Below are 23,442 nucleotides of genomic sequence, written 5' to 3' on the forward strand. Positions count from 1 at the left end.
GGCCGGCTACCTCGATGCACCGGGCTCCGGCAGCCTGGTCGGGCATGCCGGACCGCTCTCGAGCTTGCTGGTCTTCGCACACGGCGCCGGAGGAGAGGATTCGATGGCCGGGGTGCGGTCGTCCTCGGCGAAGCTGTGGGCGGTGAGGAACTCGTGCAGCAACGTGGCGGGCAGGCGCAGGGGGCCGAGCTGCTCGATCAGGGTCGCCTTGATGGGGGCGCCGGGGGTGCCCTGGACCGCCAGCAGCATGCGCAGACCCGAACGGGCGCGTCCCAGGGTGCGCGTGGACCAGCCATGGGCGGCGGCCCAGTCGGTCAGCTGCCGGCCGAGCCACGCCGCAAGGGCCGGGTCCCGCGGACTACCGGACGCGGGGGCTGTTGCCGCGGCGCGCAGGGCGGCCGCCATGTCGCGCGGTGGCGAGGGAAAGAGGGTGAGCTGACGGTGCAGCGGTGGCGGCGCCGCCACCGCGGCCGTGCACGGCCGCACCGGCTCCGCACCTGTCCGGCCGCGGGAGCGTTCGTGAGGGCGGCGCGGATCCGGGCGGCGTTCCTGCGGGCCGCCGCCCGCGAGAGACAGCTGGATCCAGCCGCTGTGAAGAGCCTGGGCGTAGGACACGGTCTTGTCGCCCGTGGTGCGGCGCAGCCGGGCACGCTGCAGCCAGCACAACCGGCACACCGCATCGTGGTTGACCACAACCGTGCGCCTACACCATCGGCACGGCCCGCCCGGCCCAGCCTCGCGGAATCTCTTGCGCCAGCTCAGACAGGCCGCGCAACGCCACCGCCACAGCCGGATGGTGCCCCACGCGAAGCAGTCCGGGCAGGCATCGCGCCGATCGGGCGAGAAAGGATGACAGGCGGTGCACAGGCCCTGGTGAAAGAAGAAGCCGGTCCTGCCGCACACCGTGCACGGCGGCGGAACGTGCGGCCCCCCGGGCAGACACACGAAACAGACATCGACCCGCGGCACCCGGTACGCCACCGGCCGCACCCCACATCCCGCACACACCGCAGGCCGGCGACCGCCCCTCGCCACCTCTTCGACAGCGACCGCCCCACTCCCACTGCTGCCACTACCACTGCCAGTGCTGCCGCTGCCGGCAGGCGCAGGCCTACGCGACCCGCCCCATGCCCCGGATACGCCCGTGCGGTGAGACTGCATCAACTTCCCCTCTCGACCACAACCCCCGGCGACCGGCCGCCGGCAGAGACGACGCAGCGCCGGTGCCACGGCTACGCACGGCTCGGCACTCGGCCCGGTGCTGCGGCTCCAGGTGCCGACGACCCCGGACCCGTACCCCGTACGCGCAGGCACCGCGCGACCGGGGGCGAAGGCGCGGGTACGAGGCCGAGACCGCTCCCGACGCCACACCGTCCCTCCTGCCAGCACCGCGGCGTACCTCTCGACCAAGGCCGCACCAGCAGGCTCCTCCCGACACCGCGGTGTTCATCTCCCCACCGTTGGCGTGGCGTTCAGCGGTAAGGGGCCGGGGTGGCGGGCGCCGTGGGCCGCTCATACCGGCGGCAGCGACGGCCGCACTGACCCCTTCGCCCCCTCCCCCAGCCCCTCGACCGCCCACGGCGGGGCAAAGGCCGGGGACGGGGACGGGACGATCGGGGTCATGTCACCCGGCGCCGCCCCCACAGGCGTAGCACCGTCGGCCGGCGGGTCCAGGACCAGCAGCCCCGCCGCGTCGCATCCCAGCACCCGGCACAGCACCTCCACGTCGTCCAGCCGCACCGACACCGGCGTACCCGACCACAGCGCCGACATCTTCCCCGCACTGACCCGCAGCCCCGCCGCAGCCAGCAGCCGGCGCATCTCGACCGCCTTGAACACGCCCCGCTCAGCCGCCCTCAACCGCAGCTCCCACCGCACCCGGCCCCACCCCCATCCCGTCCCGGCCCACCCGCCGGCCCGCCGGCCGCCCCCAGCAGCCGCACACCGACCCGCGCGTTGGCCTGCGCCCACTGCTCCTCGATCCGCTCGGCCGGCACATGCACATACGCCGCCGTCGTCGACACCCACTCATGACCCAGCAACGCCTGCACCGCCGACAAACCGACCCCCCTGCCGTACAGCCACGACGCGCAGAAATGCCGCAGCACATGCGGCGTCAGACGCCCCGACCAGTCCGGCAGCCACCGCGCAACCGCACCCGCCAGCCCCTGACGCAACGTCGCCGCACCCACCGCCCGCCGCCCGGCGCCCGGCGTGTGCAGCCGGCTCGGCAGCAACACCGCACACCCACCCGCCAGATCGTCACCGAACTGCGGGCGCACCTCCCCCAGCCACCACGCGAGCAGCCGGTCCACCCCGTCGATCGCCGGCACCAGCCGCTGCCTCGGACCGCTTCCCCGGGCGCCCTTGCCCCACCGCACATGCACAGCCCCGTGCGCGCCCATCTGCGGATACCAGTCCCCCACCTCAAGCCGGGCCGACTCACTGATCCGCAACCCCACCCGCCGCCAGAGCGACGCCGCCACATAATCCCGCGCCGCCGGCAAGAACCCCGCCCCCGCCGACGGCAACGACCACCGCCATGCCTCGAACAAGGCCTTCACCTCCCCCGCAGACGGCGGCACCCGCACCATCGTCACCACCCGCCGCGGCCGGTTGAACTCATCCACCGGCTGCACCACAGCCCGCCCCGACACCTCCTCCACCACACGCCCGTACCGGACCTGGACGAAGACGTAAAACCGGTACACCGCCTGCGCCATCAACAACACCGTCCCGCCGGCCACCCCCCGCCGCCGCGCCCCAGCCAGCCACCCATCCACATCCCCAGGCCGCGCCTCCCACACCGCACACCCCGCACACCCCAGCAACTCCCCCACCCACACCCCCTGCTGAGCCCACCCACCGATCCGTCGCACCCCGCGCCGCCAACGCCAAAACAATCTCATCCACCCACGCCTCAGACACCCACCCACACTGACCCCACACCGCCAGCAACCCCGAGAAAGGTTCGAAAATGCTGAACAACCGACCACCCGGCCGACCACGGCCCCACCACCCCCGACCAGCAACGACCACACCCCCACCGAGCCTGACCTTTCAGGTAGACCGGTACCCCGCTCGCGCTCCTCGTCGTCACCCTGCTCACCGCAGCCATCAACATCGGTATCGCGGCCGCTGACCTCACCGGGGCACGCTTCGTGCTGGCCAACTCAGTGGAGTTGGGTATTCCCCGATCCTGGCTGCCCTGGCTGGCCGCCCTCAAGCTGGCTGGTGCGGCGGGCCTCCTCCTCAGCCTCTTCGACGCCGCACCGCGCCTCCTCGGCGCCGCCGCGGCCTGCGGTCTCGCCCTGCTCTACCTGGGCGCGCTCGCCTTTCATCTGCGCGCCCGGGTGCTCTACAACCTCGCGTTTCCCGGTTTCTACTTCGCCACCGCCGCCGCCTCGCTGGCATTGACCGTGTCCTCCTGACGGCGGCACCACTCAATGTTCGATGAGAACACTCAGCCTTCGCTGCGACAGGTCACATGTCCGGGTGTGGTCTGGCTGGTCAGGGTGGGGCGTGGGAATGGTGTCATGCAGGACTGCCCGCAGAGAGCACCGGCGGGACGCGCTCGCCAGCGATTGAGGCACGCCCCGTTGTTCGCCCTCGGGGCAGGAGGGACCTCAGGCGGAGTGGTCGGATGTGTCGTAGTGCATGCCCTCGAAGTGGAAGGCGTTGATATAGCAGTCGCGAGGCTGGCCGATCGCGAAGGTGATGCAGTCGATCACGGATTGCGCGGCGAGGGGATCGTGGGCGCCGCGTGGTGTCGTGTCTCATTGCGGGGACAGCGGGTCGCGACCGCTGTTGAAGTCCGGCGGGTAGAGGGAGATGACGCGCACGCCGCCGGGGGCGCAGTCGGCGCGAGAGGGCTTCGGTGAAGCCGCGTTGGGCGTGTTTGGCGGCGAAGTACGCCTCGTGAGCAGTGGGGTGCTGGGCTCCTGGGGCGCCGCAGACGGAGACCATGGTGACCACGTCAGGGCGGTCGGAGGCGAGGAGCAGGGGCAGCAGGTTTTTCGTGACGAGGATCGTTCCGGTGCCGGCCGAGGCGAGCGTGTCGATTACGTCCTCGTCGGAGGCGGACAGCAGGTCGGGGCCCTCCAGCCAGCGGGCGCCATTGTTGACCAGGACGTCGATGCGGTCGGTCCGTTCGCCGAGCACCTTGGCGAACGCGCGGACCGAGGCGGGGTCGGAGAGGTCGCAGGCGAAGGCGTGCACCTCCTCGTAGCCGCGTGCGTGTATCTCCGCGCGGGTGCGCTCGGCCGCCTCCAGCGTGCGGGCAGTGAGGAAGCAGCGGCGGGCAGTTGCGGGCGGAGCAACAGCACCTCGATCAGCATGCGGGTGCCCTCTTTGTCGCCGACCTTCTTCTTGGCTGCCGCCCAGCATGCCTCATTCCTTGGTGAAGCCGCCCTCGGCGCGGGCCTGTCCCGGGCTTGGTACTGGCGGACTCTCGTAATCAACTGTCGCCAGTTCCCCGTGGAACCCAACCTGCCGGTGACCGTGTGTGATCCCCAACGGCGTATCGGCTCCAGGTCCCGCCGGTCTCGTTGAGCCAGCGGGTGGTGGTTTTGTCGTGGTAGCCGAGAGCGTTCGAGATGGTCCGGTCGTCGTTGCCTGCCCGGTAGGGGTGGGAACCGAATACGCAGGAAAGGGGCCGCCGCCGGAACCGGCTACGCGCTCCGGGTCGGGAGCCAGGTGTCGATGACCTCGGCGACAAGGGTGGCGCCGCGGCTGTTCTGATGGATGTGGTCGGTCGTGAGCACGAGACCCCGGCGCCGCGAGATCGTGTCGAGGCTGCGGCGCAGCAAGGCGCGCTGGACGAGGACGCTGACGCTCGCTGCGGGCGTTGGGTCCCGGAAGGGGATCGGCGGCGGGCCCGCCTGGCGTAGTTCCTCGGTCTGGCGTTCGTGGAGCGGCAGGTAGGTCGCCTTGTTGGTGGTGGCGACCTCGGCGATCATGCGGCTGTATGCCTGTGATGCCCGCGCCGCGGCTCCGTCGAGTTGTTGGCCGAGGACCGGGAGGGACAGCAGAGCGATCGTCGCGTCGGTCTGCGTCCGCAGCCGTTCGACGACGGCTCCCAGGCACTGCTGGAACCAGTCGGCCGACGGGCGCTCGGGGAGTTGTTTGCGCTTCATGGCCCGCTCGACGGGGTAGCCGGCGAGGCTCGCTCGGGCGTCGTTGGTCCCGATCAGCACGGTGATCACGTCGGGTGGGTCCGCGACGACGGCATCGAGGCGCCGTAAGAGGTTGTGGGCGAAGTCGCCGTTGACGCCGAAGCGTGCGAGCTGTACGTCGCCGGGAGGTCGGCGTCGTTCGAGAAGGTCCAGGTAGTCGACGCTGAGTTGCGCGCGGGTGAAGCTGTCGCCGAGGCACGCGACACGCGTCGTCACGGTGTTCGCGGGCCGGACGTGCCGGCGTGCTCGGTCGGGCGGGCTTCGGTCCGGGGACGGTGGTCGGTGCCGAGGCCAGCGGTGATGGTCAGGATCGACGCCGGTCCCGCCATGTCGACCGCGTGCCATGTCCCAGCCGGGTTGACGGTGGCCTCGCCTGGCCCGAGCACAATCCGGTCGGGCACTCCGTCCACATCGCGGGTGACCGTCACCGACCCGCAAAGGCAGACGACCAGTTCGTCACCGGCGGGGTGGAGCTCCCAATGGTCACCGAGGCCGTTGCCGTCGAAGATCGTCACCATCCGGCCCTCGGCGCCGTCCGCCGCGACCGCGGCGCTGTAGGCATGGAGCACCTCCGGGTCCCAGGCGAAGCCCTCGACGGGTTTCGCTCTCGAGCCCAGCCCGAGGTGCACGGGGGTGGTCCGCAGGTCGATGGCGTTGGGTTCGTGATTGACGAGTCTCATGCCGACGATCGTCACAGGACAGCAATAGGATGGTCTTGAAGGAAAGGGAACGGAAGCCGACGCGATGGGCGGCCGGTAGGCGACTACCCAGTCCCGAGCAGGACTTCGCCGCGACGCCATGCTGTCGGCGATCGGCCCGTGAACTCGCTCCAGTCCCGAACGAGATGAGCCTGGTCGGCGTAGCCGGAGACGGTCGCCACATCGGCCCACGGAAGCGGGTCCTGCATGGTGGCCAGTTCGTGCGCGTGCTCGAAGCGCAAAACCCGGGCGAAGGTCTTCGGCGACAGGCCCACCTCACCGCGAAACCGCTCGGTGAGGTACCGACGGCTCCAGCCCAGTTCTGCGGCGACCGCCCCAACCTGGACGCGGCCCCGCGCGGCCAAGAGGCGGCGCCAGGCCTCGGCCACCTCGGGGCGCACCCGGGACATGGGGTCGCCGCCGGCGCCGCGGCCGACGGCTCGCAGGAGCAACTCGTCCAGCGCGGCGAACCGCGCGGCCCATGTCGTCGCCGCGCGGAGCCGGTCGACCAGCTCGACGCCGAGCGCTCCGAGAAGCTCGTCGAGTGGGACCAGTCGGTAGGCGAGATCAGCAGCGGGCATGCCGTAGACGGCCCGGGCCCCGAGCGGTGTCAGCGACACCTGCACGCCTTCCTGGCGTCCGTCGTGGTGGATCGCGACGGACCGGCGCATCAGACCGCCGGCCACGCTGCCGAATCGGGTGACCGGTGACCCGTCGTCGACGCCCGCCGCCACCTCCAAAGGGCCGGACAGACTGATCACCGCAGTGAGCACGCGGCCCGGCGGACCGCAGTGCACCCCCGCCGGGAACCCACGAAGATCGAAACCGACATACGAGCCGACGTACCGCCGCAAGGCGGGCGCCGGACGTGCATAGATCCTGGTGGCCGTATGGTCTTCCACCCTCGCAGTGTACGAACCGGCGGTCTACTGGTGGGCTCGCGTATTCAACTGTCCTGCGCTTCGATCCGCGCCGCGTCCCAGTCGGACACAGCACCGTCGGGAAGGGTGTGCCAGGCCCAGTCAACTACGACCGCGCCCAGGATCTCCACCAGCATGTGCACGCCGGCGGTGCTGCGCTGCTCGCTCAGATGCTTGATCCACTTCTGCGGCAGGCGCTGTCCGGTGACGTGGTGGCGGGCGTACTGCTCAAGGAGCAGGTACGCAGTCAGTAACCTCGTCGACCGCGATCTGCGCCTCTGGCCGCAGCCCTCAGTCCGCCGTCGCCCCGGCCCCCGCCTCCGGGATGTGCCGGGCGCGTGGGTGCGGGAGGCTCAGCGACCCGGGGCATCGTGCGCACCGACAGGACGCGCAGCCTGCGGTCCAAGTGCGCGATGTCTATGGGAAATTACATGCGGAAGGTGTGCACGTCGCCTGCAGGCGTCCTTCAGAGGCCTCCACCGCCCGCGGACCACGCCGGTGAGCCGTACGACGTCGCGTACTGCCCCGCGACGGACGGACGATGCCTACTCAGCCGTGCCAACGGAGACCGGCCGTACGGTAGACCGATGCTCGATCGGCTTGAGATCAGAGTGCTTCCCCCAGGCCCGCGATTTGCTGCACAGGTGCGGTTTTGGGTCAACGGGGAGGACGTGGTGCACGGCGCCATGATGCCCAGCCAAGCAGCGGGTGACAGCTCGGGTAGCAGGCTGGACACGCTGCCAGAGGCAGCGATTCCGGTAGTGACAAGCACGAGCACCCCCGCGCTTCCATCGGAGCCACCCATACGATGGTGCCTGCGCTGTCTCCCAGGCCTACGTATCAATGCCACAGTGATCAGCTTGGTCGCCGCCGACCAGCCCCGCCACCACTTCTCCGAAAGTGCCAGCGAAGGCCTGTGCATCGGGTGGTCCCAGCTGCACACTCGGCGCCGCGTCCAGGTCCCCGGTCTACGTCGGTTCCGGGAACCAGGACGGCAGTGCCTCCGCTCTACGGTACTGATTGCAGACTCTGCCTACGCAACGGCCGAATGCCTGTTCTGGTGCGCGCGGGCGCCCGTCTGGCTGGCGAATACGCCGCCCTCAATCCGGGCAAGGCCCGTACCTAATTGGCAGCATCGGTGATCTGTACCGCATCCGCGAACGCGCGCCGCACCTGCGTCCGCACATCAATACATCATCGCAAGCCCGGCCTGTCCGCGGCCGTCTGCGGCAGCGAGCAGCAGCATCTCCTCCCCGGCGCTAACGCCTACGTCAGGAACTCACCCAAGGCATCTTCACCGTCTACTGCAGCCCGTAACCGCCTGCGGTCGGCCGCCGGAGGCAGGATCCGGCGCAGCCATGCGCCCCTGCCGCGCGAAGCGAATACGTCGCAGCAAGCGGACCAGGAGGGGCTGGCTGCACCGCGGTGTGCGTGTGCCGCGGCTCCGCCCAGGCCGCGGGCCTCACTGGGGCGCTTCCTCGGGCGCCGGGCGGTCCGGTTCGTTTATCTTCCCGAAGGGGACGTGCACGCTGGGCGTGCTGCGTGCGGTGCCGGTCAGGTGACCGACCTGGTCGTCGAAGAAGATGTGGGGTTTGAGGACTTCCATGATCGTGCCCTTGTCTATGCCGCCGAGGAAGAAGGCGTCGTTGACGGTCACGCCCCAGTTTTTGAGGCTGCGCACTGGTCGTTCGTGAGCGGGTGCGTCGCGGGCGGTGACGAGGGAAACGTGGACGCGAATCTTGTAGTCGGCGTCTTCTGCCCGCTGTTCTTCTTCGCGCCGCTGGAGCCGGTTGACGCCTGCGAGGAAGTCACGCAGGGGGCCCGGGTCGTGCGGGGTCGCAGCGTTCGTCGTCTCGTGGAAGCGGAAGTCCTCGATGCCGCCCGCCTGGTAGACCTGTTCCGAGGCGTCGTCGGCGAGGACCCCGTCGAAGTCGAAGGCGATCCGCAAATCCTGGTCGTCGCCCTCGTCAGCCATCGCCGGGCCGAGGACGCGGCCAGCGGGCAGCCCGAGCGCGACGGCCTCACGGACGTCGTCCTCGTTCGCGGACAGGAACAGGGACATGTTCAGGACCGGCATGAAGCGGTAGGGCGAGCGGCCCTGCATGAAGATGGCCCGACTGATCGGCAAACCGTAGGACTGGATGGACCGCATAACGCGCAGACCAGTGTCGGGGTCATTGCGGGACAGGATGATGACCTCGACCAGAGGGTCATCGGGCGACAGTTCGTTCAGGGACAGCAGTCTGCGGATGAAGGGGAAGGCGACCCCTTTGTCCAGTATGTCACCCAGGTGCTCCTCCTGGTAGGCGCGGTAAGCCTCCTCCCCCCGATCGCGGAAGACGGCATCCGCCTGCGCCAGGTCGAACAGTGCGCTGGAGGCGATACCGACAACCAGGCGGTTCTTGAGTTCATAGACGGCCACGGTGTCCTCCCCGACATCAATTCACACAACCCGTCTCAAACATGGTAGATCGCGGCGCGCTACGGGGGCGGCCAGTATCAGGCGCCCTCATGCGACGTCAGCCGATGAAGGTGCAGGAATCCCTCCGGCGGCTTCCCCCCGGCGGAATCCCAAGGCTTGCCCACGTCATCACCAATCCCCCTCACTCGTGACGTTCGAGGTCTGCGTCATAGGAAGTGTCGCCACACAGTCCAGCAGCCATGTCACGGCCTGCCACTGTCAATACCACAGCCATGCCATCGAGCGGATACACAGAAACCCAGCTCAAACGGTCGATGTCATCAGCCTGACGCTGACTCAGTAACGGCACTCCCGTGCTGGCATCTCAATGGCACCTCACAACGCCGCCGGATAGCTGCGCACACGCAGCTCGGTGGGGCCGCCAGAAATCTGGCGACCCCACCGAGAGCGGCGTCCGCAGGCGTGCAGGTGCTCAAAGGTGGAGAGGACAGTGGGGCGTGACCCCTCCCGTTGTTGTTCGTTCCCTCTTCATGATCATGAACTTCAGGTCCACGCCGGTGAAGATCGCACTCGCCGTAGCAGCGGCCCTCGGTCTGTCGATGACGGCCGTACCAACGGTGACCGCCCAGGAGCGCGCCCTCGCACCCCAGGTCACCGTGACCCCCTCCACCAACTTGCCCGCGACCGCTGACGTCGAGGTCCAGGTCACCGGCTTCGAGCCCGAGGAAGCGGTATTCATCCAGCAGTGCGCACAGGTAACCCCGGGCGTCTTCGGCTGCGACTACGGCCGCACCCAGTCGATGACTCTCGGCGAGGAAGGCGCGGGCACCGCCCGGGTAACGGTGCACCGCGTGTTCGAAGCACACGACGACTCTGGTGACTCGCTCGGCACGGTCGATTGCAACACGGTCGAATCCGGCTGTTTGATCGCCGTAGGCAACGTCGAAGGAGGAAGTCAGGCGGCGATCTCCTTCACGGAAGACGCGTAGCCCGGCGGTGACCTCGCCGCCGTTCAGGGAGCCGCTAGGCCCACTTCGTGTGCAGGACGGTGGCTCCCGGCGGTGCGCTCGCCGCTTACGGGGCTCAGCGGACGGTTCCGCGTCCGTTAAGCGGCGCGAGCGGTAGGTGTGGTTGCGGGGAGCAGGCGCGCGAACTCCTGGGCAGGGAACAGCTCTGAGGCCAGGCGCAGCAGCCGCAGCGACTGGGGTGTCAGGCCCGCTACTTCCGTCTGCCGCGGCGGGCGGCCGTCCTGGTGTGGCGTATCGGTCAGGAGGTGGAGGCCGGAGACGTCTATGAAGGAGGCGTCGTACAGGTTCCAGGTCACCTGGGTCACATCGTGCGGGAGCCCGGCGGCGGCGGCTCTGAGCGCGGGCAGGGTGTCGTAGTCGATCGCTCCGTGCGGAGTGATCTGGGCGGCGGCGCCGCTGACGCTTGTGGTGATGTGCATGGTGGGCGGCCCCCTTCCGGGGGTGGTGAGCCCAAAGGCGAAGCACCCCCTGGAAAGGGGGCGGCCGACGATGGCGGGACTGGCTGCCCGTGAAGGAGGCGACCCCAGAACCCAGAGGCCGCCACCCGCGGTGCCGGCCGGTCTCGTGTTCATCCATCGTGGCACGGCACGCACCGCGAGGCCATGCCCCGCCAGTACAGCAGGCCCCGATCTGGGGCCCGGTGGCCGCTGCTACGGGCAAAGCGCGGCAATGAGTTCTGTCTCCGGCATCGGGGCGACACCTTCGCAATTGCGCCGACGCGAGAGCGGTCACTGGGATGATGCCCGCGTCCACAGCAGTTTGGGTACGGCAGCCCGGAGGAATCACGGTGGCAAGAGATCTGAGGGTCAAGATCTACGAAGGAAACGTCCCTGCCAAGGACCTGTCCAGCTCTGACCCCTACGTCAAGGTGACCGTGGGTGAAGAGACAGTCCGTACCCCGGTCGATGCCGATACAACCAAGCCTCGATGGCAGTGGAGCCACGTCTTCCGCAATGTGGCCCCGGACAGCCGAATCAGGTTCCACGTGCTCGACGATGATGGAGACGACACCCCTGATGACCTTGGGCTGATTCAGATGACGGTAGGCGAGCTCCTCAAAAACAACGAGGGAAGAAGGCAGACGCTCCGCCCAGGCGAAAGCCACATCGATGTCAAAGCCGGGTGGGAGGAAGCAACAGCTCTCTAAGCTGCGGCACCGGTCGGCTGCCTGGACACCCATCGGAAGGCTGGCGTCCTTGCCCGGATCGGTTCGAGATCAGGGTCGTCCTACGGCCACTCGCGGTCGTGCTGGGTCAGAACCACGTGGCCCATGCGGACACCGCGGCTGCCATCGCAAAGGCGGTCAAGGCGGTCCCCACAAACAACATGCACGGGAAGGTCCGCTGCGCCGTTCCGCCGATCTCAGCACGTGCCGATCCCCTTCGGTGCGCGACTGCAAGGGGCGCCGTGACGGTCACAGAAGAGTTGTCGCCTGCGACGATGTTGATGTTCTGGAGTGCCTGAGCGACCTGGTCCTCTGTCGGATCCTGCTGGCCGTGAGGCATAGCGTCCCGCAGTTCCCCAACCAGTTGGACCAGCCGAGTACGGACCTGGTCCAAGACCCCCTCCATGGCCGACGGGTGCACAGCCCAGTACAGCCTGAGCACCTGCCGGGGAGAGTCCTGGCTCATGAATACGGCTACTTCAGCAGCCATGGCTGGAGCGAGCTGCACCGTCTGACCTGGCTTCCGGGCAGTGAGCGACTCAATCTGGCCGACTCCCTGCCCGAGGCGGAGCACGTCGCCCAGACTCTCCCGGGCAAAGTCCGGGAGGTCGAACATGCTGACCGGCTGCTCGCGGAACTTGAACATCCCCGTGAAGCCGTCCATCCCCAAAGGTGCCGAGATCCTGCGGTAGTCGGGGATCGGCACGTCCGTTCCCTCGTAGCCCTGTAGTTCCCGTAGCGCCCAGGTGCGTAGCGGTTCGGAGTGAGCATGCCCGCCCAGAGCGATCACCTGGCGCAGGATCGGGGCGAGCGAGCGGCTCTCGTTGAGGACGTCGTCCTCCAGTCGATCCAGTCGGCTGCGGCGGAGTCTCACTTCGCCACAATCACGGTGGCGATGACGCCCGCGATCGCCGCCACCGCCGCGACGGCGGTCCGGATGACTGAGGTTCGGTGCCACCATGCCTGAGGAGTCGCGGGACGGGTTCGTTGACATTCGCGCTCGCGGTGGCGCCGCGGTCCGCCTTGGCGTTCGGCGCGGTGATGTGGAAGGTGGAGTGGTTCCCTCCCGTGATGTTGAGGGCCTGCTGCGCGGCCGAGTCGATCTGGCTGGGTTCGGGATTCTGCTGGCCGGCGGGCATGACTGCCCTCACTTCCGCAACGAATTGGGTCAGACGGGTTCTGATGTGATCGAGGACTCCCTCGATGCTCGGTTTGGCGATTGCCCAGTACAGAGACGTGAATTCGGTGGACTCGTTGCCGTTCTGCAGCTGCTGCCGCGTCATTTCCAGGACGTACTCGGCTGATCCGGGCGGGCTGAGATGGATCATGCTGTCGCTGATGGCGATCAGACCTTCGAGTTCCCGGACCCCTTGCCGGATCGGTGCGCTCTCCCCGAGGCCGCGCTCACGAGATAGATCCGTACGCACCAGCGCACATAGGCGACGTGGGTGCCCCGGTAGCCGTCCACCGCATACGCGGTCGACCGGGTGTGAAACAGGGCCAGGCGGCGTAGCAGGCCGCTGCCGAGCCAGGTCCCGGCCTTCCATGTCCGGGCCATCACCGCCGTGCTGGTGCGCAGATGGTCCTCCAGCTCCTGTTCCTTCGGCGTCCGGGCGCGGGGCGAGGAGCGCCAGCACAGCAGCATCTTGGTGCGGTCGACCAGCTGCTCCAGGCAGTCCTCCTCGGCCTGGCGCCAGGCGGAGGCGGGGAGGCCGGTCAGCCGCAGCCGGCCATCAGGGCCCGGACGGCTCAGTTCGATACCGGTGCGGGTGCGGCTCGTGATGCGCAGGCCGGGGATGCCGTACACCTGGTCGTCGGCGCAGCCGCTGTGCAGGGGCAGGAGGCCGAAGAGGATCTCGGCGGCGCGGGCGCAGCTGTCCACCTCGAGCGTGATGCCGTCCGGCACCGGATGAACGGCCCGGATGCCGATGGGGTAGGGCGTGTAGGCGGACCGGTTCTCGAGCAGGGCGAGGAAGACGCGTGTTTCCAGGTCGCGTGCCCGCCCGATACTGCTGCCGGAATCGGCGCATCAGCAGCGCTGTCGCCGAGAAGGCTGATGGCGCTCTGCGCCTGCTGGTAGCTCTCGCCGGTGTACCCGCAGCGCCGCAAAGCAGTCGGATTGCGCATGACCCATGTCCTTCCGCGCATCGCCGGCCCGTCGACACACGAAGACGAAAGAAGAGGATCTGCTGCGATCCGCTGCACCAAGGAGAAGGAGCCAACGCTGGCAGAGTTCACCCAAGTGCGGAGACAGAAGGGCCGAAGCCTCCGGGGCGCGGCCACCAGTAGCCGCAAGGCCAGCCTACCGAGACCACCAAGCAAAACCCGGGAGCGACCCGGCAGGAGGCGGGAGGCCTCACGCCGTCGGGGACCTCCTCTGTCCGTGGGCCACGGCCCGTCTAGAGCGGCAGGGCGTGATGATGGCAAGCCGGAGTTGGCGCCCTCGCTAGGGGGCGAGGGAGTGCCACCTCATGCCAGGATGATCCACAAAGCAGCCATTCAGGCATAGAGAGGTGCATATCGTGGTCGAGAAGAAGAAGTCCGAGAAGAAGGAATCGCCGGCAGGTGACGGCGTCCGCATGATCACGGAACCGAGTGACGAGACAGCCGAAAAGCCGGAGAAGCCCGAGGAGGACGTGACTGTCGGGACGCTGACGATCCGGTACGTCAACGACACCCCGGAGATCACCCTCAACAGCGGCACCGCCATCCCCGGCGAGATCGTCGTGGTCGACCCCCAGGGGAACCCCGTCGCCCTCTACACAGGCAGTGCCCTGCCCCCCAGCCCCACCACCCGCGGCGCGAACCACGCGCACGGCCACTTCCTTCCCGCCGGCCACAGCGCCGTTGTGCCCGCCGTCCCCGTCGTACCCGTCGTCCTCTCGGATCGGGCGCTGAAGCGGGATGTTGCCGGGGTGGTGTGGGCCTAGTGGTTGCCTGGTTGCTGCGGCTCGCCGCGGAGCGCCGCAGCACGAGGACGGCGAGCAAGGGCGGTCGAACGAGCGAGGCCGGTGTTGCGAGCGAGGCAAGGCCGGTGCAGCACGGTGAGCCGGTGAGCGGATTCCAGGTGCTCGAGGCCGCCCTGGCGCTGCCGGTGAGCACTTGGCGCTACCACTGGGATCCCGTCCAGGTCCGGCACCTGGGACCGATGGCGCAGGACTGGTGGGAGGCCTTCCGGGTCGGCGAGAACGACAAGACGATCTGCTGCACCGACGCCAACGGCGTCGCGATCGTGTGCATTCAGGCCCTGCACCGGCTCCTGGAAGATGCCCGGCAGGAGACCACAGAGCTGCGACGGCGCCTCGACCTTCTGGAACAGCGCACCGCCCCTTGAGAACGCAGCCACGCAGGTCTGCCGCCTGCCGTGCGGCGGGGGTGTGCGAGCCTGTTTGTGCCCGGCGATGCGCCCGTCGTCGAGGCCGATGCCACCGCCGGGCCGGCCAAGCACCCGCCCGGCGCCCCCGGGGCACGACGTCCTGCAGAGCCATCCGTTCGGCCGTCGGAAGCTGCTCACTGTCGAGTACGGCCTCCGCAACGCGCGGCAGGCGTCCGTCCGGGCAGTCCCGCAGACTCGCCGTCAAACGCTCGTGCTTTGTGGGGCCGTCATCCGCAGGGCTCTGGAAGCCCGAGACGCTCGCACAGTGCCGGCAACTCCTTGTGCCCGTACCACTCGTACAGCGTGCCCAGCAGCGGCTCCGCCCCCGCAGCGACAAGCGGGCCCGGAGCCGACAACCGGAACCCGCCCAAAACAATAGGTGAAGCATCCGCAGGATGACGAGGCGATGACGGGCAGGCGCCTCCTCCGGCCTGAAGAGCAAAGGACCCACCACCCCGTGAGCAACGTTGCACCCCGCCGACCATCGGCGCCGTCGTCCTGACGATGAACGACCGGCCCGATGAGTTCCCCCGGGCCATGGCCTCCCTGCTGGCCCAAGAGGGCATCGACCTCGACATCGTCGTCGTGGGCAATGGATGCATCCCCGACCAGGTCCCGGAAGGCTGCCGCACCGTCGACCTGCCGGAAAGTGTCGGCATCCCCGAAGGCCGCAACATCGGCGCCCGGAACGTCAAGGGCGAATACCTGATCTTCTTCGACAACGACGCCCACCTCCCGCGCACCGATGTCCTCGCACGCCTTGCGGCCCGGCTGGACCAGGATCCACAACTCGCCTATATGCAGCCGCGCATCGCCGATCCGCACACCGGCACGACGCTGCGTCGGTGGGTACCGCGGCTGCGCGCCGCTGACCCGACGCGGCCGGGCACCGTCACCGTCATGGCCGAAGACGTCGTCCTGGTCCGCCGGTCCGCATTCGAGGAGGTAGGCGGCTGGCCGGGGGCACTTTTCCCTCTTCCACGAAGGCATCGACCTCGCCTGGCGGCTGTGGGATCGCGGCTACACCGGCCACTACAGCCCGGATATCCTCGTCCACCACCCCGCCACCGACCCCGCCCGCCTCGACACGTTCTACCGCCTCAACGGCCGCAACCGCGCCTGGGTCGCCCGCCGCAACCTCCCGGTCGTCCTAATCCCGATCAACCTCGCCACCTGGACTCAACACCCTGTGGCGCGTACGCACACTCCATGCCCTGCAAATCTCCTTCGCCGGACTCGCCGAAGGCCTACGAGGCGGGCCACGGAGAACGCACCCCCCATGACCTGGCGCACCGTCACCCGCCTCACCCGCGCGGGCAGGCCACCCATCATGTGACGCCGGTGCCGCTCTCACTGAGGCTGCAACAGGCGACCAGGTCCGCGATGGCCAGTGAGGATCTTTCGAGGTGACACTGGTCCCAGCCCCGGGTGGCGGGGCGGGGCGCAACTACGCCACGATGCTGTGATGAATGACGAGTCATTGGAAGAATGGGCGCGACGGCGCGAGGAGCGCCGGGCCCAGTCGACGGGAAAGCACCCAGCGCAAGACCGGCAAACGCAGCCGTGAGACGCTCTACGTCATCACGGAACTGAACAGCCGCGAAGCCTCCCCCGAGCGCCTCGCGAAGATCGGCCGCTCGCAGTGGACCCTCGATAACCGGCTCCACTTCGTCCGCGACACCTCCTTCGCCGAGGATGTCGCCACGGTCCGCACCGGACACGGCCCGGACAACATGGCCACCCTCCGCAGCTTCGCGATCAACACCCTGCGAGCCGCCGGCCACGCGAACATCGCGGCCGGACTCCGCGAGATGTCCTACGACGGCTTCCGCCTACCCCTGGACCTCCGCGGCCATGCCTGACCAGCACACATGCAAGATCAAAAGGTTTTGCAACAGCCCTGAGGCCTTCAGCCCCGTTGACAGACTTCCGTCATGTCTGCTTTGCCGGTTGTGTTATCACTTCTACGCATGCGTCCCCGCTTCATGTTGTGCCCTGCAGAGTCATGCTCACATTCCCCTCTTGTGCCCGACATGCGTCACGGGATGTTCTGATCATCCACAACAGCGGCAGAAAAGGACGGAGGTGTCAGGCGCATGTCGTATGTCTTTCTGGCTGCTCCTTACACGCAGTGGATGGATTGGTCTACCGGAGAAATGGTTCCGGGCCGTAAGAAATATCTGCAGACGCTTCGTCAGGCATTCATTGACCGAGGACACGCGGTATTCAATGCACATCAGAATGAACAGTGGGGCAAGGCCTGGCTTGCGCCCGAGATCTGCACTCCCGCGGACTACCTCGCCTTGACGAACGCGGATGTTCTGTGCGTCATCGTCGGGGACCCGCCTTCTCCCGGCGTGATGGTCGAGCTCGGCTGGGCGTCGGCACAAGGAGTTCCGGTCGTTCTGCTTCAGGAAGGCGATTCCGCGCCGGCTCTGGTGGCCGGGATCGGCGAGGTCACCAGCACCACGCGGTGCCGCCTCCCGGAGGAGCTCACCGAGGAGAACCTGGCCGACATCATGACCACCGTGGAGAAGGCGGCTTCCTCCCCGAGGGCGCTGCGGGTGACCGAGCCGGTCGTGGGCTATCCGAAGACATCGCTCCCGAACGGCTACGAGGCGGCCGAGCAACCCGGCAGCCATGTCTGACCACCAGGTGCGCGCAGACTCGCGTCCCCTGCGGATCCTGGCTTCCGGAGTGAACTTCGGGTGGGGTAGCGCAGGCAAACTCTCCAGTGTGCTGCGGGCCCTCGGCTCTCGGGTGGAGCTGGAGGTCACCGGAGTCGGCACCGAACTGGGGCGACCGGTCCTCGCCGGCCTCGGCATCACCCGATGGCGGACCGTCGATGCATCGGACACCGCCCAGGTGGACGCGCTCGTCGCCGAACTGGCGCCGGATCTGGCGCTGGTGGTCCTGGACCCGGAGCTGGCCACGGCTCTGCAGAACACCGGCTGTCCCGTGATCTACGTCGACAGCCTGCCGTTCCTGTGGACCGAGCACGACCCCTTGCCCGTCGACGTCGAGCTCTACTGCGCCCAGCGCACTCTGCCCCTGCCGCCCGCCGCCGAAGCGGCCATGGGCCGGGTGAAGAACCTGACGTGGGTCCCGCCCATCGTGCCCGACTCCGCCAGTCTGTCCCGGGCGGCCTTACGGGCGGAGACCACCGCAGTCGGCCGGGATGCCGGTCTCGCGGTCCTGAACCTCGGTGGACTGCACTCCCCGTTCACCGGCAGCGCCGACGACTCGTATCAGCGCCTGGTGCTGGAGCCCGCGCTCGACGCGCTGTCGAGAGCGGGAGTCGAGCGGGTCGTGATCACCGGGAATCTGGCGCCGGACGCCGTGGTGCCCTCGCCCGGCTCGATGACCGTGGAAATCCGGAGGTGTGCCCACGACGAATTCCTCGATCTCCTGCTCAGGGCCGGATGGATCATGACGTCACCGGGGCTGACCACCCTGCTGGAGCTCGCGGCGGTCGGCAGGAGCGCGGTGCTGCTGCCGCCCCAGAACCTCAGCCAGGTACTCAACGGAGATCTGGTCGAGCACGCCTGCTCCGCGCAGCTCCGCACCTCCTGGCCGACCCAGGTGCTCACCCGCGCGAGCATCGACACATGGCACCGCGAGGGCGAGGAGTACGCCGTCGAGCGCATCCGTTGGCGCATTGCTGCGGCCTGCTCGAAACGTCTTCGCGACGTCGTGATCCGCGAGGTCACCACCGACCTCGAAAAGGGCCTCGATCTGCTCGCGAACGGCGCCCCGTCCTTCGCTCGAATCGCTCAGGACTTCGGCGGGGCCGAGCGGGTTGCGGCAGAAATCCTGTCCCGCTGGTCCGCGGCAGCTGTTGTTTGAAAGTGGGAAGTATGCAGAACCCTCGGAACAAATATCTGTTCATTCGCATCCTTGAAGCGTGCAATGCCGACTGCTTCATGTGTGAGTACGCGCTGTCCCGTGACACCTATCGGTTTACGCCCGAGGATTTCTCCGAGTTGCTCCCGGAGGCTCTCGCGGCCGGAGTGGGGTACGTGCGGTTCACCGGCGGCGAGCCGCTGATGCACCGCGAGGTCCTCGAACTCGTGCGCGTGGGTACCGAGCACGGGATGAGGATGTCCCTCATCACCAACGGCATGTTCCTTCCGCGCTTCGTGGACCGGCTCGCAGAGGCCGGCCTCGCCCAGGTGATCGTGAGCCTCGACGGCTCCTCGGGGGAAACCCACGATGTGTACCGCCGCTCCCCCGGAATGTTCGACGCGGGCCTCGAGGGCCTGCGGCGGGCCAGGGACTTGGGAATCATCCCCCGGGTCAACACCGTTGTCGGCCCGCACAACTACGCGCAGATGCCCGATCTCCAACGAGTGCTCACCGAGGCAGGCGTCGAGCAGTGGGAACTGTCGGCCATCAAGCTCGGCCGGGAGATCCGGTACCCGGACCCTGCCGACGTCCTGACGGCGTGCGATCCCATCTACGAGGCCGACCCCCGGAAGGTGCTCGTCCCGCTGGGCAAGCGGTTCTACGGTGAAAACCCCGAGGAACAGAAGGCCTATTTCGACGAGTCGATCACGCCCCGGCCCTCCGGCCCGCTGTGCCTGGTGACCGAGGACGTCATCTACCTCGACGGCAAGAACGGTCGCGCCTTCTCCTGTAGCTGTCTTCCGCACACGGAGGACGACGCCGGCCCCGGTGGCGCCCCGCTGCGCAACACCTCCGGGAAGGTGGAGCTGAACAGCCCCGTGTTTCGCGAGCACGCAGACCTGTTCAAGGCGAACGGACCCACCCTGTGCAACGGCTGCTCCGCGACTGCCGCCGGATACAGCGACGATCTCGCCCGGCTCGGCACGGTCCCGGAATGGAGCTACTGATCCATGGGGACACCCCTCACATCCGCACGGGCCGGGCTGAAGGTCCTGGCGGCCGCCCTGCCGGGCGATCCCGAATCGCATACCGTGCTCCGCTGGACTTGCGCCCACCTGACCGAAGTCGAACTGGTGCACAACCAAGGGCCGAGTGACGGCGCCGAGTCGCCCAAGGCGCAGGCCGACGTGGCGATCATCTGCGACGACACCGACCTCGCGGAGCGCACCGAACGGGCGGGCACCCCGGTGGTTTTCGTGTCCAGTACCGGGGTGCCGCCCGCGAACGGCTGGCCCTCCGCCCGGATACGAAGCCTGCACCGGCCTGGCTGGCTTCCCGCCGTGCCGCACCGGGGCGTACACCGGGCCGGGACGGTCGCGCCGCCCCGCGCGGTCCGCGCCCGGCATGGTCGCGGAGCCTTGATCCGGCTGGCTGTGCCGGACGCCGGAGATGTCGAGGCCTGTACCCGTCTCCTGCGCACGGCACAGGCCGTGCTGACGGAAGGCGACCTCTGCCCGGTCTTCGCAGTGCACCTGTACGGCCCGGGGAGCGAGCATGTCGGCGCAGCGGTGACGACGCTGGTGCCGGATGCCGCCGTCCTCACGGACCGGGATCCGGCGGCCGAACGGGCTCTGGCCGACGCGTCCCTGCTGGTCTCCTCGCCGGCCCTGACGGGTGTGACGCTGGCGCAGACGGCGGGGGTTCCGCTGGCCGTGCTGCCCCCGTTCGGAGCCGTCCAGCAGCAGGCCGCGGCCGTGCTCGACTCCGCGGGCGCGCCCCTTGTCGTACTGAGCGACGACCGGGCACGCCGCACCTACGAGGCCGAGGCACTGCGCCGCGCCCTGGACGCTCCGGATGAACTGGCGCGTTGGGCCGACGCCGCTCAGCAGGCGGCAGGCGACGACCGGCGCGGGGGACAGCGCATTGCCCGCAGAGTCCGTCAGCTTCTGCTCGCCCCCATGTGAAGCGGGCCGAGCGACGTACCGCGCCGACGCGGCCCCACCCATTTCTTGGAGTCACTATGCTGCGCAAACTGCCTTACGGGGCGAATTATCTTGAGTGGGATGAGATGCCGGAGCTTCGGCATGCCATCAATGACAAGTCGCTCTTCCGGTACATCTCTTCCGGCGCCAGCGTGTCCAGCCGGCTGGAGCAACTGGTCCAGGAGCGGCTGGGCGCCGCCAAGGCACTGGCGGTGCACAACGGAACCGAGGCGCTGCGTCTCGCGCTCAAGGGCACCCGGCCCTCCGCGGGCGATCCGGTGTACATACCGGCAGTCACCTTCGTCGCCGTCGCAGGCGCCGTGCTCTCCTGCGGTCTCGTGCCGGTTCCGGTGGACGTGGACGAACGATTCGCCCTGGACGCGACGCTGCTGCCCGGGGACGCGCAGCGCGTGATCGTCGCGCATATGGAAGGCATGGTCGGGCCTCTCCCCCAGAACGTTCCCTACCTGATCGAGGACACCGCCCAGGCGATGGGCGGACGGCACGCCGACGGCCGCCACGCAGGAACGGTCGGGTACGCGGGAACCTTCAGCTTCCACCACGCAAAGGTGCTCACCTCGGGTGAGGGCGGACTCGTCGTCGTCCGGGACCCCGACGACTGGGAGCTGCTCCGCTCGTACCACGACCACGGATCCGACCGGGAGCACGGCAAGTACCCGGCCTGGCGTGAAGGCGCCTTCTACGGTGAGAACTTCTGCGCCAACGAGGCGGTGGCCGCGGTTCAGCTCCAGCAGTTCCGGCACCTCGACGGAATCCTGGCGAGCCTGGAGCGGCATCACCGGATGCTCTCCGAGGAGCTGCCCGACCGTCCGGACATCCGCCAGGTGACACGGACCGACGGGGACGTGAAGGTGAGCGTCCGTATCGAGCTCGAGTCCGACGAGCTGCGGGATCGTGCGCTGTCCGAGCTCACCGACCGTGGCCTGCCGTGCTGGACGCTGGACAAGTACTTCCTGCCGGAGCACCCCGTGGTGCGGGACCGCGTATCCGTGTACGCCGATGGGTTCCCGTGGAACCTCGACGACGGCTCGGAGCGCTACCGGCCCGTCAGCCGTGACGACTTCCGGACCACCCGTCAACTGCTCGGGCGCACGCTCTGCCTGCCCCTGGCCCCGGAGCTGGACGAGACCGGACAGGCCCAGACGGCCAAGGAAGTGGCAGCCACCCTGGACGCGCTGTAGCCCTCCCCCAGCGCGGACCCCGCCTGCTTCCCGCGATGCCCGCTGCGACAGCCCTGTGCCGGCGCCGTCCGGGCACGGGAAACGGGCCGAATCCGCCGTGCGCTCCCCGACCGCATCCCCTGCCTCGTCTAAGGAATAGCTGTGTCCACTGGCGTCTCCCGGTTCACCGATCTGCTGCGCCACCGCCTGGTGCAGAAGCCCGTGCTGTGGGGTGTGATCGGCAGACTGCCGCTGTATCTCGTGAGCCTCTCGCTGACACTCCACCTTCTGGACGAAGGACTGGGCTATGCGTCGGCCGGAATCGTGCTGGCCGCGTACACCGTGGGCACGGCCACCTTCGGCCCCGTGATCGCTCGCCGTATCGACCGGCACGGCCAGCCGACGATCCTCGTCCTGACGGCGATCGTGCATCCCCTGGCACTCGTCGGATCGGTGTACGCGGTGTCCGGGCCGTGGGCCCTGGAGCTGCTGCTGACCTTCGTGGCCGGCGGTACGATCCCCCCGGTCAGCCAGGTGATCAGGGCGCTGTGGAGCACTCTTCCGCTGAGCCGGGACGAACGCTCCACCGCGTACTCACTGGAGTCCGTTCTCGCCGAGCTCTTCGTCATCGGGGGCCCGCTGCTGCTCAGCCTGCTGCTGATGCTGGGTGATGCGGGCACCGCCACTGTGGTGGGCGGCGTGCTGGCCGGCCTCGGCGGCCTGGGGCTCGCGACCACGAAGGCCTCACGCCAGTGGAAGCCCGAGCCCGCCGCGCATCGCGATCTGCTGGGCGCTCTGCGCTCGCGGCCCCTGCTGATCCTGCTTCTTCTGATCGCCCTGTCCGCGCTGTCTCTCGGGGTTCTCAACCTGGCCCTGGCCGCCTTCACCGAACACCACGGCTCGGCGGGCGATGTGGGGTTCCTGTTCGGCGCCTCGGGCGTCGGCGGGGCGATCGGCGGGCTGTGGTTCGGCAGCCGGTCCTTCGCCGCGTCGAAGGGCCATCAGCTGCCTCTGGCCTGCGTGGCCTTCACCCTGGCCGCCGCAGCTCCCCTGCCGGCCTGGGACACCTGGTCGATGGCGGTTGCCATGGCGCTTCTGGGCTCCTCGATCGCCCCGCTGACCGCCATCCTCTACGAGCTGGTCGGCTCGGCCGCGTTGCAGGGCACCGTGTCCGAGGCCTTCACCTGGGTGCTGACCGCCACCACCGCCGGTGGAGCGGTGGGATCACAGCTGGCCGGGGTGCTGATCGGCCGCTTCGGCTGGTCCGCCGGATTCGTCCTGGCGGTGCTGAGCGGCTGCTGCGCGACGCTCCTGGCCTTCGCGGTACGCCACCGAATGGTGGCGGTGGCCGAGGCGGGCCCGTCCCGCGCCGTGGACACGGACTCGGCCTCGACCTCGACCTCGACCTCGCTGGAACCGGACAAGTGAGGAGAAGCAACGGGGGTGACGACGCGTTCTCTCCTCCTCCCGCCATGCGCATCGAATCCGGTGGTCCGCTCCATCGACCACCGGTAGGTGGTGCACGGCCGTCGGCCCCTGCGCCGCCCGGCACCGGTCGACGAGTGAAGTGAGTCGACGCCACCACCTGCCTCCGGCCCACCCGCCCCGTACGGGACCTCGGCCGGCACCCGGGTCGTCACCGAGCCGGGT

Annotated in this window: 25 protein-coding genes and 2 pseudogenes; 14 read left to right on the top strand and 13 right to left on the bottom strand. The window is 68.7% G+C overall.

Features of this window, described 5'->3' with window-relative positions; genetic code table 11:
* Nucleotides 1-6: 6 nt before the first annotated feature.
* The 3 genes from ACFWU3_RS26605 to ACFWU3_RS26615 form a co-directional block, all read right to left on the bottom strand.
* Nucleotides 7-693: a hypothetical protein gene (locus ACFWU3_RS26605; protein ID WP_384442528.1), complete on the bottom strand. Its 687-nt coding sequence runs from the start codon at nt 691-693 to the stop codon at nt 7-9.
* A gap of 819 nt (nt 694-1,512) precedes the next feature.
* Nucleotides 1,513-1,860: a helix-turn-helix domain-containing protein gene (locus tag ACFWU3_RS26610; protein WP_384442531.1), complete on the bottom strand. Its 348-nt coding sequence runs from the start codon at nt 1,858-1,860 to the stop codon at nt 1,513-1,515.
* Nucleotides 1,857-2,723 (bottom strand): tyrosine-type recombinase/integrase, encoded by an 867-nt coding sequence (locus ACFWU3_RS26615; protein ID WP_384442534.1) that lies wholly within the window; start codon nt 2,721-2,723, stop codon nt 1,857-1,859. Before ACFWU3_RS26615 ends, ACFWU3_RS26610 begins: the two co-directional genes overlap by 4 nt.
* A 378-nt stretch (nt 2,724-3,101) precedes the next feature.
* Between ACFWU3_RS26615 and ACFWU3_RS26620 the strand changes: the two genes are divergently transcribed.
* Nucleotides 3,102-3,431: a DoxX family protein gene (locus tag ACFWU3_RS26620; RefSeq protein WP_384442705.1), complete on the top strand. Its 330-nt coding sequence runs from the start codon at nt 3,102-3,104 to the stop codon at nt 3,429-3,431.
* A 475-nt stretch (nt 3,432-3,906) separates the two neighbouring features.
* Here the strand turns inward: ACFWU3_RS26620 and ACFWU3_RS26625 are convergent.
* The 4 genes and pseudogenes from ACFWU3_RS26625 to ACFWU3_RS26640 all read right to left on the bottom strand — a co-directional run.
* Nucleotides 3,907-4,386 (bottom strand): annotated as a pseudogene (locus tag ACFWU3_RS26625) (SDR family NAD(P)-dependent oxidoreductase); the annotation flags it as partial.
* Between the two features lie 284 nt (nt 4,387-4,670).
* The gene (locus ACFWU3_RS26630) at nt 4,671-5,390 is read right to left on the bottom strand and encodes an SGNH/GDSL hydrolase family protein (protein WP_384442537.1); all 720 of its coding nucleotides are present in this window, start codon (nt 5,388-5,390) and stop codon (nt 4,671-4,673) included.
* Entirely contained in the window at nt 5,387-5,854 is a 468-nt protein-coding gene (locus ACFWU3_RS26635) for a cupin domain-containing protein (protein ID WP_384442540.1), read from the bottom strand. Before ACFWU3_RS26635 ends, ACFWU3_RS26630 begins: the two co-directional genes overlap by 4 nt.
* 83 nt (nt 5,855-5,937) lie before the next feature.
* Nucleotides 5,938-6,774, bottom strand: a complete 837-nt coding sequence (locus tag ACFWU3_RS26640; protein WP_384442543.1) for a helix-turn-helix domain-containing protein — start codon at nt 6,772-6,774, stop codon at nt 5,938-5,940.
* 107 nt (nt 6,775-6,881) lie between these two features.
* Between ACFWU3_RS26640 and ACFWU3_RS26645 the strand changes: the two genes are divergently transcribed.
* Nucleotides 6,882-7,046: a hypothetical protein gene (locus ACFWU3_RS26645; RefSeq protein WP_384442546.1), complete on the top strand. Its 165-nt coding sequence runs from the start codon at nt 6,882-6,884 to the stop codon at nt 7,044-7,046.
* Nucleotides 7,047-7,083: 37 nt separating this feature from the next.
* On the opposite strand, the pseudogene ACFWU3_RS26650 reads toward ACFWU3_RS26645, so the two are convergent.
* Both ACFWU3_RS26650 and ACFWU3_RS26655 read right to left on the bottom strand, forming a co-directional pair.
* A pseudogene (locus tag ACFWU3_RS26650) lies at nt 7,084-7,255 on the bottom strand (DUF192 domain-containing protein); the annotation flags it as partial.
* Between the two features lie 999 nt (nt 7,256-8,254).
* Nucleotides 8,255-9,214: a 5'-nucleotidase gene (locus tag ACFWU3_RS26655; protein WP_384442549.1), complete on the bottom strand. Its 960-nt coding sequence runs from the start codon at nt 9,212-9,214 to the stop codon at nt 8,255-8,257.
* A 536-nt stretch (nt 9,215-9,750) separates the two neighbouring features.
* On the opposite strand from ACFWU3_RS26655, the gene ACFWU3_RS26660 reads away from it, so the two are divergent.
* A complete protein-coding gene (locus ACFWU3_RS26660; protein ID WP_384442552.1) occupies nt 9,751-10,203 on the top strand; it encodes an enediyne antibiotic chromoprotein in 453 nt (150 codons plus the stop codon).
* Nucleotides 10,204-10,319: 116 nt separating this feature from the next.
* Here ACFWU3_RS26660 and ACFWU3_RS26665 read toward each other — a convergent pair whose 3' ends face one another.
* The gene (locus tag ACFWU3_RS26665; RefSeq protein WP_384442555.1) at nt 10,320-10,661 is read right to left on the bottom strand and encodes a hypothetical protein; all 342 of its coding nucleotides are present in this window, start codon (nt 10,659-10,661) and stop codon (nt 10,320-10,322) included.
* Between the two features lie 368 nt (nt 10,662-11,029).
* Between ACFWU3_RS26665 and ACFWU3_RS26670 the strand changes: the two genes are divergently transcribed.
* On the top strand, nt 11,030-11,389 hold the full coding sequence (locus ACFWU3_RS26670) for a C2 domain-containing protein (protein ID WP_384442558.1): 360 nt from the start codon (nt 11,030-11,032) through the stop codon (nt 11,387-11,389).
* 106 nt (nt 11,390-11,495) lie between these two features.
* Here ACFWU3_RS26670 and ACFWU3_RS26675 read toward each other — a convergent pair whose 3' ends face one another.
* Genes ACFWU3_RS26675 through ACFWU3_RS26685 form a run of 3 tightly spaced genes read right to left on the bottom strand, consistent with a single transcriptional unit; the run spans nt 11,496 to nt 13,313 of the window.
* Nucleotides 11,496-12,281 (bottom strand): hypothetical protein, encoded by a 786-nt coding sequence (locus tag ACFWU3_RS26675; protein WP_384442561.1) that lies wholly within the window; start codon nt 12,279-12,281, stop codon nt 11,496-11,498.
* Nucleotides 12,282-12,291: 10 nt separating this feature from the next.
* A complete protein-coding gene (locus ACFWU3_RS26680; RefSeq protein ID WP_384442564.1) occupies nt 12,292-12,834 on the bottom strand; it encodes a hypothetical protein in 543 nt (180 codons plus the stop codon).
* On the bottom strand, nt 12,753-13,313 hold the full coding sequence (locus tag ACFWU3_RS26685; protein ID WP_384442708.1) for a hypothetical protein: 561 nt from the start codon (nt 13,311-13,313) through the stop codon (nt 12,753-12,755). Before ACFWU3_RS26685 ends, ACFWU3_RS26680 begins: the two co-directional genes overlap by 82 nt.
* A 616-nt stretch (nt 13,314-13,929) precedes the next feature.
* Between ACFWU3_RS26685 and ACFWU3_RS26690 the strand changes: the two genes are divergently transcribed.
* From ACFWU3_RS26690 to ACFWU3_RS26735, 10 genes are all read left to right on the top strand, one after another.
* Entirely contained in the window at nt 13,930-14,337 is a 408-nt protein-coding gene (locus ACFWU3_RS26690; RefSeq protein WP_384442567.1) for a hypothetical protein, read from the top strand.
* A 122-nt stretch (nt 14,338-14,459) separates the two neighbouring features.
* Complete coding sequence (locus ACFWU3_RS26695) at nt 14,460-14,741, top strand: tail fiber domain-containing protein (RefSeq protein WP_384442570.1); 282 nt, start codon at nt 14,460-14,462, stop codon at nt 14,739-14,741.
* Nucleotides 14,742-15,287: 546 nt separating this feature from the next.
* Nucleotides 15,288-16,193: a glycosyltransferase family 2 protein gene (locus ACFWU3_RS26700; RefSeq protein ID WP_384442573.1), complete on the top strand. Its 906-nt coding sequence runs from the start codon at nt 15,288-15,290 to the stop codon at nt 16,191-16,193.
* A gap of 59 nt (nt 16,194-16,252) precedes the next feature.
* The gene (locus ACFWU3_RS26705) at nt 16,253-16,645 is read left to right on the top strand and encodes a hypothetical protein (protein ID WP_384442576.1); all 393 of its coding nucleotides are present in this window, start codon (nt 16,253-16,255) and stop codon (nt 16,643-16,645) included.
* 234 nt (nt 16,646-16,879) lie between these two features.
* Nucleotides 16,880-17,431 (top strand): hypothetical protein, encoded by a 552-nt coding sequence (locus ACFWU3_RS26710; protein WP_384442579.1) that lies wholly within the window; start codon nt 16,880-16,882, stop codon nt 17,429-17,431.
* On the top strand, nt 17,424-18,629 hold the full coding sequence (locus ACFWU3_RS26715; protein ID WP_384442582.1) for a hydroxymethylcytosylglucuronate/cytosylglucuronate synthase: 1,206 nt from the start codon (nt 17,424-17,426) through the stop codon (nt 18,627-18,629). Before ACFWU3_RS26710 ends, ACFWU3_RS26715 begins: the two co-directional genes overlap by 8 nt.
* 11 nt (nt 18,630-18,640) lie before the next feature.
* The gene (gene blsE / locus ACFWU3_RS26720) at nt 18,641-19,636 is read left to right on the top strand and encodes a cytosylglucuronate decarboxylase (protein ID WP_384442585.1); all 996 of its coding nucleotides are present in this window, start codon (nt 18,641-18,643) and stop codon (nt 19,634-19,636) included.
* 3 nt (nt 19,637-19,639) lie between these two features.
* Nucleotides 19,640-20,593 carry a CGA synthase-related protein gene (gene blsF / locus ACFWU3_RS26725; RefSeq protein WP_384442588.1) on the top strand — a complete coding sequence of 318 codons (954 nt, stop codon included), beginning with the start codon at nt 19,640-19,642 and terminating at the stop codon, nt 20,591-20,593.
* Nucleotides 20,594-20,697: 104 nt separating this feature from the next.
* Nucleotides 20,698-21,813, top strand: coding sequence for a DegT/DnrJ/EryC1/StrS family aminotransferase (locus ACFWU3_RS26730; protein ID WP_384442591.1), 1,116 nt, complete (start codon nt 20,698-20,700; stop codon nt 21,811-21,813).
* 141 nt (nt 21,814-21,954) lie between these two features.
* Nucleotides 21,955-23,220: an MFS transporter gene (locus ACFWU3_RS26735; RefSeq protein ID WP_384442594.1), complete on the top strand. Its 1,266-nt coding sequence runs from the start codon at nt 21,955-21,957 to the stop codon at nt 23,218-23,220.
* The last annotated feature ends 222 nt before the right edge of the window (nt 23,221-23,442 follow it).

This window comes from Streptomyces sp. NPDC058685, from assembly GCF_042714725.1.
Lineage (GTDB): Bacteria > Actinomycetota > Actinomycetes > Streptomycetales > Streptomycetaceae > Streptomyces.